This is a genomic window from Pirellulales bacterium, assembly GCA_019636335.1.
In the GTDB taxonomy this organism is placed as follows: Bacteria; Planctomycetota; Planctomycetia; order Pirellulales; family JAEUIK01; genus JAHBXR01.
The window spans coordinates 162868-174713 of the sequence record JAHBXR010000008.1 but is presented as its reverse complement, the minus strand read 5'-3'; the positions used below and the strand labels follow the sequence as shown (position 1 = coordinate 174713).

At 64.0% G+C, this 11846-nt stretch carries 11 protein-coding genes; 7 read left to right on the top strand and 4 right to left on the bottom strand.

Going from position 1 to position 11846, the window contains the following annotated elements:
- Nucleotides 1-88 precede the first annotated feature (88 nt).
- Entirely contained in the window at nt 89-916 is an 828-nt protein-coding gene (locus KF708_10510; protein MBX3413109.1) for a hypothetical protein, read from the bottom strand.
- A gap of 506 nt (nt 917-1422) precedes the next feature.
- Between KF708_10510 and KF708_10505 the strand changes: the two genes are divergently transcribed.
- The 3 genes from KF708_10505 to KF708_10495 all read left to right on the top strand — a co-directional run bounded on the left by KF708_10505 (nt 1423) and on the right by KF708_10495 (nt 4918).
- Nucleotides 1423-2382, top strand: a complete 960-nt coding sequence (locus KF708_10505; GenBank protein MBX3413108.1) for a histone deacetylase — start codon at nt 1423-1425, stop codon at nt 2380-2382.
- A 425-nt stretch (nt 2383-2807) separates the two neighbouring features.
- Nucleotides 2808-2981 carry a hypothetical protein gene (locus tag KF708_10500; GenBank protein ID MBX3413107.1) on the top strand — a complete coding sequence of 58 codons (174 nt, stop codon included), beginning with the start codon at nt 2808-2810 and terminating at the stop codon, nt 2979-2981.
- A 755-nt stretch (nt 2982-3736) separates the two neighbouring features.
- Complete coding sequence (locus tag KF708_10495; GenBank protein ID MBX3413106.1) at nt 3737-4918, top strand: acyl-CoA dehydrogenase family protein; 1182 nt, start codon at nt 3737-3739, stop codon at nt 4916-4918.
- A 301-nt stretch (nt 4919-5219) separates the two neighbouring features.
- Here the strand turns inward: KF708_10495 and KF708_10490 are convergent, their stop codons facing one another.
- Nucleotides 5220-5678, bottom strand: coding sequence for an SRPBCC family protein (locus KF708_10490; protein ID MBX3413105.1), 459 nt, complete (start codon nt 5676-5678; stop codon nt 5220-5222).
- Nucleotides 5679-5796: 118 nt separating this feature from the next.
- On the opposite strand from KF708_10490, the gene KF708_10485 reads away from it, so the two are divergent.
- From KF708_10485 to KF708_10475, 3 genes are all read left to right on the top strand, one after another.
- Entirely contained in the window at nt 5797-6555 is a 759-nt protein-coding gene (locus KF708_10485; protein MBX3413104.1) for an enoyl-CoA hydratase/isomerase family protein, read from the top strand.
- 139 nt (nt 6556-6694) lie between these two features.
- Nucleotides 6695-7012, top strand: a complete 318-nt coding sequence (locus tag KF708_10480) for a hypothetical protein (GenBank protein ID MBX3413103.1) — start codon at nt 6695-6697, stop codon at nt 7010-7012.
- A gap of 49 nt (nt 7013-7061) precedes the next feature.
- Nucleotides 7062-7292, top strand: coding sequence for a small basic protein (locus KF708_10475; GenBank protein MBX3413102.1), 231 nt, complete (start codon nt 7062-7064; stop codon nt 7290-7292).
- A 119-nt stretch (nt 7293-7411) separates the two neighbouring features.
- On the opposite strand, the gene KF708_10470 is transcribed toward KF708_10475, so the two are convergent.
- Nucleotides 7412-8074 carry an FHA domain-containing protein gene (locus tag KF708_10470; protein ID MBX3413101.1) on the bottom strand — a complete coding sequence of 221 codons (663 nt, stop codon included), beginning with the start codon at nt 8072-8074 and terminating at the stop codon, nt 7412-7414.
- 283 nt (nt 8075-8357) lie between these two features.
- Nucleotides 8358-9773 carry a GNAT family N-acetyltransferase gene (locus tag KF708_10465; GenBank protein MBX3413100.1) on the bottom strand — a complete coding sequence of 472 codons (1416 nt, stop codon included), beginning with the start codon at nt 9771-9773 and terminating at the stop codon, nt 8358-8360.
- A gap of 519 nt (nt 9774-10292) precedes the next feature.
- Between KF708_10465 and KF708_10460 the strand changes: the two genes are divergently transcribed.
- Nucleotides 10293-11735, top strand: coding sequence for an aminotransferase class I/II-fold pyridoxal phosphate-dependent enzyme (locus tag KF708_10460; GenBank protein MBX3413099.1), 1443 nt, complete (start codon nt 10293-10295; stop codon nt 11733-11735).
- Nucleotides 11736-11846: the final 111 nt, after the last annotated feature.

Below are 11846 nucleotides of genomic sequence, written 5' to 3'. Positions count from 1 at the left end.
CCACGAGCCACGAAACGAGATCAACGCCAGGACATCTATCCGTAACTACTGTAACTTCAACCACACGAGCGAACGAACAACGGCGACGTTAGGGAGACGTGGCACTGGCGCCGGCGCCTAGCGCCTCGAGAATCCCCTTCGCGCGCCCCGAGAGCCAATCATGAACATCGGGAGAGCGGCCCGCGGGAGGCGTCTGCGCTTGAGCCAAGGCACGCAACTCGTCGCTGAGTTTCTTTTTGACGTCTTCGCTCATCGGTCCGGCGGCGTGACGTTGGAGCCCGATCAAGGCCGCCGCCCGCAGCGCATCGCTGAGATCGTCCACCGGCCCCGCGTTGTCGATGAGCTTGAGCAATTCGACCTGCGCCTCTGGCAGAGGCACGGTGCCTGAGCCCTGAAAATTGGGCTCCGTCTTGTTGAGATCACCCAAGATCAAGATGGCGTTCACGCGGGCCGTGGGAGAGTACGCCCCATCGGCGATGATCTCGCGCGTGTGCGCAAGAAACCGGTTCACCGCCTGCGTCCGCGCCGGATCCTTCGCACGCTGCATATCCTGCTTGAGCTTCTTCCGCATTTCGGGCAGCAGCGCCGCGTTCTTGCCGAGCGTGAATTCGGCCACGCGGAACCGGCACCAGTCGTCGAACATCTTTGGATCGGTGATCTGCCCTTCGGCCAGGACCTTGATCATCCCGATCTTCGAACCCGTCGGTTCCTTGAATTCCGACTGCTCTTTGAAGCGAGGTGCCGGAGCGGCCGGCGCCGGCGCAGCAGCAGGTGCGGCGGCAGGTGGTGCCGCGGGAGCCTGCGCCAGGCAAGCCACGTTCGCCTGCAAGCTGCCCCAGGCGATACCGAGCACGGCCGCGAGCGGCACGGCTCGACGGCGCCACCCGTTGCACATCAGGAGATGACGAAGTGCCATCGACGAAGTCCCTTAATTCCAGCAGTCGCCTGGCGGAGTTCCGGAAGCCGCGGGGCGTGGATCAATCTAACAAACGGCAAGCAGGCGCAATACCCAGTGTCTACGATGCAGGCACGGTCGCGTAGCGCCAAGCAGCGGGGATGCCTTGCATGATGCACCCTCGCGGTATTCCATTCATCGCGCGATCGCGCAACTTTCGACGAGTCGCCTCTTCGGGCCACTCGTCCCTCTCCGCTCTTGCGGCACCCACCAGAAGGGACTCGGGTGCGGCAAATATCGGCAAGACAATCACTTGTGGCCACTTCTAGGGTACTCATCCACAGAGGCCAGCGTCAAGTTCGCTTAGCCGTACAAGAGAGATCGCGCGGGGCGACCGGTCAGTTCGCAACTGACGTCCTCACCGTGGGTTACGCCTGGCGTCGGTTTGACAGTCCACCTCCCCCGGCGCTACGATTCGCTAGCCGCCTGGCCTCGACTGCCGCCAAGCCACGAGAATGTGTCCCCCCATGACCCTCCTCTACAGCGATCCCCTTTTCCTCGAGCATGCCACCGGCCATCACCCAGAACGCTCCGAGCGCTTGCACGCCATCGTCCGGCAACTCGAGCGGACGGGGCTCGACCAGCGCTGCGTGCGTCCCACCTGGGCGGCTGCCACGCCCGAACGCATCGGCCGCGTCCATGCCCCCGACTATCTCGAGACGCTACGGCGTTACGCCGAGTCGGGGGGTGGCTGGATCGAGGAGGACACGTTCGTCGCGCCGCGCTCTTTCGAAGTAGCCCAGTCTGCCGCCGGCGCCGTGTGCGACGCGGTCGAGCGTGTCGTCCGCGGCGACCAACAGAGCGCCCTCTGCCTCGTCCGTCCACCGGGGCATCATGCCCTGCCCGACGGCGCCATGGGCTTTTGCCTGCTCGGAAACGTCGCCATCGGCGCTCGGCTGGCGACCGACGAGTTGGCGCTCGATCGGGTGTTGATCGTCGATTGGGACGTCCACCACGGCAACGGAACGCAGGACATCTTTTGGACCGATCCGCGCGTGGCCTTCTTTTCGATCCACCGCTGGCCCTTCTATCCCGGTACCGGTCGGGCCGAAGAGACCGGCACGGGCGATGCGCTCGGCACGATCAAGAATCTGCCGGTCGAATTTGGCACGCGCCGCGGCGATTATCTGAAACGCTTCACGTATGAGTTAGAACGCTTCGCCAACCACATACGGCCGCAGTTGATCCTCGTCAGTGCTGGCTTCGACGCCCATCGCGACGATCCCGTCGGCTCGCTCGGTCTGGAGACCGAGGACTTCGCCGAACTGACCAAGGTCGTCCTCGACATTGCTGCCACGCATTGCGCGGGCCGCCTCGTGAGCACGCTCGAGGGGGGGTACAACACGGGGGTCCTCGCCGGCTGCGTCGAGCTGCACCTCGCGGAACTATTACAACGTGACGAAACGTCCCCGTCGGGCAATCCTTGACTCGTGCGCCACCCGGCCGGGGGGCTTTCTCGTCGGTTTCCGAGAACAATCTTGGCCGATCCGCCGTAGAACCGTATGCTGAAATCGTGAGTTGTTTCTTTGCCCGGAGTTTGGCCGTGTCCGCTTCACGACATCAATCACGCTGGCTCGCCTGGACGTTGGCGCCGGTGCTGCTTGTTGCGGCCATTCTGTCTCCCTGTGGCGTGTGCTGCGCCGTCGAGAAGGGTACTCACGCCGCATCGCCGCGGGGGTCGCATTCCTGCTGTCAGCATGCTGCTGCTCCCCAGGCAGATCCGGCGGAGGCGACGCTCACCACTGGCCCGCACGCTTGCTGCCGCACCTCTTCCGAGTCCACTTCGCAGGGACAAAGCGGTGGAGACTGCGATTGCTGTGTGGGATCGCGAGCGGCCTGGGTCGTACCAAAGTTGAGTGAGCGCGAGCTTGCCAGCGGTCACGATTTCGTCCTCCCGGCGATCATCGACTGGAATGCTTCGGCGGAGTTGGTCATGGTGTCGCGTCTGGCGCCGTCCCAACTCCTCGATGAAGCTCCGCCTCACACCTTGCCGCTGCGGGTCCTGTACTGCAGTTGGTTGATCTAATCGGCTCGGCACGTCGCTACGCGCCAAAAGGCTCGCGGCGACCTCTGCCCTGGCAGCCGACTCTTGTTGCTCGCGAGTCGTTGCCTTTTCGTTGCGCCATGTCGGCGCAAGCAATGCCCCGCCGAGCCAGGTGAATGAGATCTTCCATCCTGAAAGGATCAGTACCATGTTGCGTTCTTTGCTTTCGATCGGGGCGGTCTTCGGTTTGGTGGCAATGTTGGCGTTCGCCGCGGGACCCTGGGCACAAGCAGGGTCGACTTCCGCAGGGGGTGCGTGTGACTGCACCTGCGCCTGCTGCGCCGATGGCTGCCCCAGCGACGGCTGCTGCTGCGCGACGGGAAGCTGCGAGTGCGATGGCACTTGCTGCGACAGCCCCTGCTGCAGCGATGACGCCACGACCGCCAAGCCCGCCGGCTGCGGTCACTGCGCTGCCTAAGCGCGGCTGCTAACGCGGCGATGCTCGCCGCGCTGCGTTGTCAAAAAAAAGACTGGGCGACCGGGGATGGTGCTGCGGCCCTCCTCGGTCGCCCTTCTTCTTGCGCGGAACTCACCAGGAAGTCTGTTTTCACCGAGTGTGCAGGCTGTAACGTGCAAAAACCGCGTGGCGTGAAGCGTTCCGCCGATTGACGCGAGGCGATTCAAGCGACAGCCCCGCAGGCGTTACAATGGAGGTGGATCGAACTGCACAGGCTGACAGTCTGTGCCACTTGCTTTCCGCCTCGCTCAAGCCTCTGCACCACCCGGTTAATCTGCCCATGAAAGACGACCTCAGCCGCAAGCTGCTCGCCGATGTCGACGCCTACTGTCAGGAACTGCGTCCGATCGAGGATCTCTGCTACCTCGAACATCGGCACAACGAAGAGACGCTCAAGCTGGCCAGGAAATACGATCTGCTCGGTATGCCGCTCCCCGTCGAGTACGGCGGCCGCGGGGCCGATGCCCTGACCTACGCCCGCGCGCTCGCCCGCATCGGCCGCGAAGGGACCGGCGTGCGCACGTTTTTCTCGGGCCATACCTCGATCGGTGAATACCCGGTCTGGCGCTACGGCAGCGAAGCGACCAAGCGCAAATATCTGCCGAAGGCGGTCTCGGGCGAGTGCATCATGGCCTTCGGCCTCACCGAGCCCGACGCCGGCTCCAACCCGCTCGAGCTCACCACCACCTACCGCCGCGAGGGGAATCACTTCATTCTCAACGGTGTGAAGTATCTCATCTCGAACGGCTCCATTGCCAACGCCGTCGTGGTGTTCGCTTACCCGGGGGACGCCCCAACGGAAAAGCGCCGCATGAGCGCCTTCGTCGTCGACACGACGGGAGACACGTTCGCCACCGAGGAGCTTCCCTCGAAGCTGGGCATGTTCACCGCCGACACCGGTATGTTCCAGATGACCGATCACCCGGTGCCGCTCGAGAACCTGCTTTCCGAAGAAGGAAACGGTTTCCGCGTGGCGATGGGCACCCTCATCTCGGGTCGCTTGAGCGTGGCCGCCGGTTGCCTGGGCGTGATCGAGGATCTGCTCGCCGAGGCACTCGATTACAGCCGCACGCGCCACCAGCACGGCAAGCCGATTGGCAAGCATCAATTGGTGCAGGCCCACATCGCGCACATCGAGATGGATCGCGCGGCGAGCGACGCCCTGGTCGAACGCGCGGCGCTGGCGAAGCAGGCGAGCGACGAGAATCCAAAAGATGCCGGCCTGCGCGCCGAGGCCGACTTCCGCGTGGCCGAGGCGAAGTTCTTTGCGACGAACGCCGCCTGGGACGCGGCCGATCGCGCGGTGCAGGTCTTCGGCGGCCGCGGCTTTTCGGAGCTTTACCGCGTGGGTCGCCACCTGCAAGACGTCCGCGTCTGCCGCATCTACGAGGGGACCGACGAGATCATGCAACTCAAGATCGCCTCGGCCCTGCTCGGCAAGGATTTTGCCGCGTTCCATTGAGCGACGACGCAAAGCAATGGATGACGTAAGTTAACCACGACGGCACAACGACACGACGTACTCGCGCCATCACAACCCGAAGCGTCAGCGAGGGAATCCGGCAAACGATTCTTGCACAGAAAGAATTGATCCACAGATGGACGCAGATGCACGCAGATGAATTCAATCCTTTCCTATCTGCGTGCGTCTGCGTTTATCTGCGGATAGTAAAAGGATTCCAGAGGGCTTTCGTCAGCATCGACGAAACAACCGACGAAATCTGCGTAATCTGTGGATGAATCCCGTTCGCGAGTGAGCATTGTTAGCCAGCCAGTTGCTCGCGGATCTTGCTCCACGAGGTGCGGATGATCTGTTCCGCTGCGCCGCGCACGAGTGACGGGCTGACGGTCGCCACGAGTCCCTTCATTTCCGTGACTCGGGCCTCCCAGTTGAGTCGCGAGCCTGTCCCTTCATCGGCAATCTTCAACGTCGATTCGACCAGCATCTGCACGCCGATGCCGGAGCTGCGAATGGTCATCTTCGCATGTCGCGGCGCTTCGAGCTCCGCCATCTCGATCGCCAGCTTCATCGTGCCGCGCAGAAACGAAAACCCCGGCTTTACCACGCAGTGGAGCACGCGTTCGCCGGCCTGCTCGGCGCTCACCAGGTCGGGAATGTTCCTGGCAAACTGATCGAGATCCGTCAGCAGGCCAAACACCTTTGCGGCTGGCACATCGAAACGTTCTTCGCCGCCGAAGGTGAGATCTTTTTCGTTGGGCATGGCTGGGTGTGTCGCATCGCGGTATTGGTTAACTTGACTCTGTGACCATTGTAGTACACAAACGCCAGGTGTCTTGCGACGTCGGCATTCAGGCTTCGTTTGCTGGGAGACAGTTTCGATGCTCGAACTCGAACACCGCGGCGAGGTTACCATTCTCCGCATGGCGCGCGGCAAGGGGAATGCGCTGAACCTCGAGTTCTGCACGGCCCTGATCGAGGCCTTCGAGCGACTCGAACGCGCCTCGACTCGCGCCGTGGTGCTCACCGGGCAAGGTAATGTGTTTGGGGCGGGTGTGGATCTCCCGGCTCTCGTGGCGGGGGGCGCGCCGTACCTTCGCCAGTTCCTGCCCGTCATGCAGCGCTCCTTCGAGCGGTTGGCGACCTTTCCCAAGCCGGTCGTCGCGGCGGTGAATGGTCATGCCATCGCCGGCGGCGCAATCCTCACGCTCGCCTGCGATCAGCGACTGATGGTGCGGGGAACGGCCCGCTTCGGCCTGACCGAGGTCCTGGTCGGGGTCGTCTTCCCGGCCTGGGCCTTGGAGATCGCCCGCTTCGCCACGCCGCCGCAACATTTTCAATCGGCGATCGTCACCGGCCGCACCTGGGGTCCCGAGGAGTCACTTGCCCGCGGCTTCATCGACGAACTGCTCGAGCCGGAGCAATTGCTCGACCGCGCCTGCGAGGTAGCCGCCGAGCTGGGGGCCGTGCTGCCGGCCACCTTCGCCGAGACGAAACGCGCCGTCCGCCGCCCCATGATCGAGGCCGCTCAGCGCATCGCTCGTGAAACCGACGCCGCGGTCCTCGCCCACTGGTGCTCCCCCGAGGTGTTACGGCAGATCGAGGAATTCGCCGCGCGGAATATCAAGCGGCGGGAGTAAGGCTGAATTCTGCACACCCGCCAGCCTGAGATGGGCCGAAATAGGCGAACCTCCTCGTCTTGAAGCCCCGCCCCGCGACCCCTATACTCACTGGTTCGGATTCCTCGCGCTCGTCGCCCATGGAGGGGGGGATGCCGGCATGGTGCGTGGCACGCTGCAGCCGTACGAAATCCTGGTTCGCGACCGCCAACGGGCGGATGAGGCCGGGCATCCTTCGATGCTCGACCGGCGGCCGGTCGATGCCCAGCGGCGGCAGTTGATGCTCGTGCTTTCGCCCTGGACGGCGTTTGCCGCGGCGGCCCTGGCCGTGTCGGTCCTGGCCTTCGTCTACACGCTGGGCCGCCACGACCCGCTCCGGGCGCGACCGGTGGAGCCCGCCGCGAGCAATACGCTCGACGACGTCCGCCGACAGGAACCCGTCCCCTACGAACAACTTCAAGTCGACCGCGGCCGTTGATTACAGGCCACGGGTCGGATCGCAGGACACACGCTGGAGATCGACTGACATGACGATGGACAAGAGCCTCAAGCGCCGCACGGCGCTCGTTCGCTCGCGCAACGTGCTGACGCGCGCCGAGCGTATTGCAAAGCTGCAAGAGGGGGATCGCTGGGCCGATGGGCAATCGCCGTTGGGCCTGCCCAAGGTACGCGTGATCAAGCTCTCGATGAAGAAGAAAAAGAAGAAGAAGGAAGAGGACGAAGGCGATACCAAGGCCAAGCCGGGCAAGGGCAAGTAGACGTCCGACCGGTCTTCTCCGGCGGTGCGCGACGGCGCGCCGAGCTTCCCGTCAACCGAATCGCCGGATGCCGAGCGAGGGACGCCTCGCTCTTCGCGGGCACACCGCAGACGGTGCCTCTACGCGCCCGGCTCGCCGATCGTGCGCAGGTAGCTTGCCAGTCGCGACTGCAGCTCGACCAGCCCCTGCCATTGGCGCTGATCGAGTTGCACCGTTTCAGCGTCTTCGTCGACCTGCACTGTCTCGATCAGCAGGCGGATGCGAATGTGCAGGTACTCGATCAACTCCGAGAGTTGCGCCGCCTGACCGGGACTGAGCCGGGCCGGTAGCTCGGGCGGAACCAGGGTGTGGAGCGTCGACTGGGCGTGCTCGCTCCAACTGAGCTCGAAATCGAGCGAATGCCCGTTCACCTCTCCCTGCTCTTCCTCCGGGCTCAGCGTGCGCTCGTCCAGGCTGCCGCGGAGCTGGCGCAGCCGCGTGGCGATCTGTTCGCGCGAGCCGAAGACCATCACCGAGCGACCGACGGCGATCAGATCGCCGTGGCGCAAAATGCGCAGGCGAATGTCTTCGCCGTTGACCTTGGTGCCGTTCGTGCTGTCCAGGTCGGTCAGGACCACCTGGTCGTGGTCCTCCTGGATCTTGAGATGAAAGCGGCTGACCCGCTCGTCATTCAATTGAATCGAATTCCCTTCCTCGCGGCCAACGGTGACCGGAAGGGGAATGTTTTCGTAGACGCGACCACGCTCGGCCCCGTCGATGATCTGGATCGTGACGGTGGGCATGCGACCTGAGAGACGTGGTTGCCACGCACGGCAGCGAAACGGATCGGGATCTCGGCCCGACGCTCTTTTTTAACATGCGGCGCCAAGGGTCTCAAGGCAATCGGCTTACTGCCGTCGCCGGCTCCTTTCCTTGTAAAAACCCCTAGTACGAGCATCATAACCCGAAGCGTCAGCGAGGCGGCACTTCGATCGATGACCTCTCCAAGAACTCCCTCGCTGACGCTTCGGGTTATGATTTTTTTTCGGAAGTACCCAGTTCTGGTCTGCTGGGCAGACGATCTTCCTAAATGTTCCGTGCGAACAGGCGGTAGGTCTTGTAGCGGCGCCCCCCTACCTTTTCGATGGCCCGGTTGATCAGGTCGTTGTCTTCCAGGGTCCAGCCCAACTCGGCGCCGGTGTAGTGGAGCTTGTTGCGACCGGTGTCGAGCGTGTTCAGGATCAACAGCTCGGCGACACCCCGCCGGCGAAACGCCTCGAGGATGCCGAGCACCGCGAAACGGGCCGTGCGGATGCGGCGCTTGGCCCACAGCAGACGCGCCAGACCTACCGGCACGCCATACGTGGTCAGGCGTCCCTTTACCGGCTTCAACGCTTCGTTGAAGTCGGGCAGCGTCATCGAGAAGCCGACCGGGCGCCCGTCGGCCTCGGCCAGAAACAGCAGATCGGTCTCGGCCAGGCTGCGAAGCTGAGCCGCCAGGTGGTAGAATTCGGCCTCGGTCATCTTTACGAAGCCCCAGCTCTTCTCCCAACTCTGGTTGTAGACCTCCATGCAGCGTTCGACCTCGGCGTCGAAATCGTCGCGGCGGAAGGGCCGGATGGTGATGCCGCTACGGGTAGCCAATCGCTTGGCGCGGTCGCGCCAATGCTCGAGCATGTTGAGCTCGTCCTCGAACCACCAGGCGTACAGATCCTTCGCCTTGGCCAGTCCCCACGACTCGAGCAGTCCGCGGTAGTAGGCGGGCTGGTGATTCATCATCACCCGCGGCGGCGTCTGGAAGCCATCGATCAATAGGCCACACGCGTAGTTGGTCGAGTAATCGATCGGCCCCATGATCTGCGTGCGACCGCGACTCTTGAGCCAGTCTTGCGCGGCGTCGAGCAGTGCGTCGGCCACCTGCCCGTCGTCGATCGATTCGAACAGGCCAAAGCAGCCGACGTTCGAATCGTGCTGCAGGTTGTAGCGCGGGTCGTCGCTGACGAGTACCCGGCCTACCACTTTGCCGTTGCGCCGCGCGACGAGCGCCTGGGCCGACCCGTGCAGATAGAAGGGGTGCTGATTCGGGTCGATGAAGGCCTTCACGTCGCGCACTAGGGGGGCGACCCAGTGGGGGTCGTGGGCATAGATCTCGAACGGCAGTTCCACGAAGTCGTGCCGGTCGCGACGGGTGGTCACCTTGCTCACCTCGACCGGCGCCCCCACGGCACGGCCGACGCGCGCCGGCGCAGATTGTTCCGGCGTGTTGCTCCGCGAGTCGCGGGGGACGCGATGGATCGGCCGTACGACCGTGTCTTCGCTCCGGTCGACGACGAGCACGCTGGCATGCGCCTCGACGGCCGCCTGATAGGCCGCCTTGGCCCGGGCAAGACGCTGGGCCGTTCGCTCTGAAGCGGTGGTCGTGCGACGTCGCGAGGGACGATCGGCCGTGATGGTTCCCTCCTGCCGGTTGGTCCAGGTCGCCTCGTGTTCCAGGCCGTGCATGGTGATCTCCTCGTGCCGTTTCGTACGTGCTGGGATAGGATTCCGCGGCCGCTCCTGACCGGGGGATTCATTCGCTCTGATCTGTCGAGCGTGCCCCGGACTGGTTTGTTACAGGCCGCCCATCCGGCACGGCTTGCCGGGGGGTGGAGAGGAACGCAATAACGCCCGGCCCTGGCTAGCGCTGTGTCAAACCTTGATTTTCGGGTGCCGTCGAATTTCAACCCGAAGCGTCAGCGAGGGGACTCCTGGAAAGGGCGTCGATCGAGATGCTCCCTCGCTGACGCTTCGGGTTACGATTCCGCGAAAAGCGCAACTTCAAAACGGACGCTTCGCGCTTGTGATGGAGGTTCTCGAACTTCTGGCTTTGACAGACCTCTAGAGGGGCGATTCCTGCCAGCGTCAAAAGCCGGCCTGTAACAAGGCTGCCGGCCTCACGCTTGGCCTGGTAGACGGTCATGTCGACCGGCTAACAGAGACCACGAACACCGGCGCGAGCCGCAGTAGAAAGCGGAGTGCAAGATGGCAACCGTCACGATCCACGAGACGATGGGACTCGAAGGCAAGCTGACCAACCCGGTCCGCGATCAATTCACACCCAGCCGACGTTTCTCGAGCGACACGTGGCGGACGACTTCGACGCGCCGCGTTCCCACTCCGCCGGTCCAAAAGCCAGTTGCGCCGCAGCCGCAACCCCAGCTCGAAGTCAACGCAGAGACCTCTCTCATCGACATGATGCGTGCCCGCGACAACGGCGTCGACCTGAAGACGGTCGCGGCGTTCTTCCGCGCGGCACTCGAGGAATACGAACGAACCGGCCACAACCTGTATCGCCGTTCGTTGCTCGGCCCGAGCGACGCCGAGGCCCTGGTCCACTATCCCCGCGAGACCGAAGAACGGGAAATGGTGATCCTGGCCTCGAACAACTATCTCGGCCTGACGAGCCATCCGCGCGTCATCGCCGCCGCTCAGGAGGCCGCGGCGAAGTACGGCACCGGCTCGGGCAGCTCGCCCCTGCTGGTGGGCACGTTCCCCGTCACGCGTGAGCTGGAAGCCAAGCTCGCCAAGTTGAAGGGTGCGGAAGAGGCGTGCGTCTTCGCCACCGGCTACCAGGCGAACGTCGGCGTCATCTCGGCCGTGGCCAGCGGACCGAACGACGTCGTTATTCTCGACCGCTACGCCCATGCGAGCATGGTCGATGGCGCGAAATTGTCGGGCGCCCAGGTTAAGGTCTTCAAGCACAACGACGCCGAGCACTTGGATCGCGTGCTTGAGCGCAATCGCGACGCCCGGCTGAAGCTGGTCTGCGTCGAAGGCATCTACAGCATGGATGGCGACATCGCCCCGCTCGACAATATCCATGCGGTCTGCCAGAAGCACAACGCGTTGCTGCTGGTTGACGAGGCCCACTCGACCGGCGTGCTGGGTGAGAACGGAGCGGGCGCCGCCTCGCAGTTCGGCCTCGAAGGCAAGATCGACCTGCACATCGGCACGCTCAGCAAGGCCATCGGCGCCTGCGGCGGTTTCGTGGCCGGATCGGCCGACCTGGTGACCTACATCCGCTACTTCGCTCGCTCGGCGATGTTCTCAACCGCCCCGTCCCCCATGGTCATGGCCGCCGCCAGCGCGGCGATCGACGTACTGCACGACGAACCGGAGCGTCAGGCCCGCCTGTGGGAGAACTGCCGCTTTTTGCACGCCGAGCTCAAGAAGCTGGGCTTCACGGTCAACGACGAGCCCAGCCCGGTGATCCCCGTGATCGTCGGCACGATGGCCGGCCTGCGTCAGATGACGCTCGACCTGCATCGCGACAACGTCTGCGTGAACTCGGTCCCCTTCCCCGTCGTGCCGCACGGCAGCGAACGCATCCGCATCAGCCTGACGGCGAATCACACGCGGGAACAGCTCGTGCGGGCGCTCGAGGCGCTGGCCAAGGCAGGGCGAGCCGCGGGGGTTATCGAGTAGCCGGCAATCTGTGAACCAACGGATCGTGGCTCAGGCCTGGTGGTGCGTACGCTCCCTGACAAGCGTACCGCCACCAGGCCGCTCTGTTTGATCTCTTTCGTGGCAGCGTGA

Coding starts and splice junctions, on each gene's coding strand:
- KF708_10475 (MBX3413102.1), top strand. CDS start 7,062: ATGACGATGGACAAGAGCCTCAAGCGCCGCACGGCGCTCGTTCGCTCG.
- KF708_10470 (MBX3413101.1), bottom strand. CDS start 8,074: ATGCCCACCGTCACGATCCAGATCATCGACGGGGCCGAGCGTGGTCGC.
- KF708_10495 (MBX3413106.1), top strand. CDS start 3,737: ATGAAAGACGACCTCAGCCGCAAGCTGCTCGCCGATGTCGACGCCTAC.
- KF708_10485 (MBX3413104.1), top strand. CDS start 5,797: ATGCTCGAACTCGAACACCGCGGCGAGGTTACCATTCTCCGCATGGCG.
- KF708_10505 (MBX3413108.1), top strand. CDS start 1,423: ATGACCCTCCTCTACAGCGATCCCCTTTTCCTCGAGCATGCCACCGGC.
- KF708_10465 (MBX3413100.1), bottom strand. CDS start 9,773: ATGCACGGCCTGGAACACGAGGCGACCTGGACCAACCGGCAGGAGGGA.
- KF708_10460 (MBX3413099.1), top strand. CDS start 10,293: ATGGCAACCGTCACGATCCACGAGACGATGGGACTCGAAGGCAAGCTG.
- KF708_10480 (MBX3413103.1), top strand. CDS start 6,695: ATGGTGCGTGGCACGCTGCAGCCGTACGAAATCCTGGTTCGCGACCGC.
- KF708_10490 (MBX3413105.1), bottom strand. CDS start 5,678: ATGCCCAACGAAAAAGATCTCACCTTCGGCGGCGAAGAACGTTTCGAT.
- KF708_10510 (MBX3413109.1), bottom strand. CDS start 916: ATGGCACTTCGTCATCTCCTGATGTGCAACGGGTGGCGCCGTCGAGCC.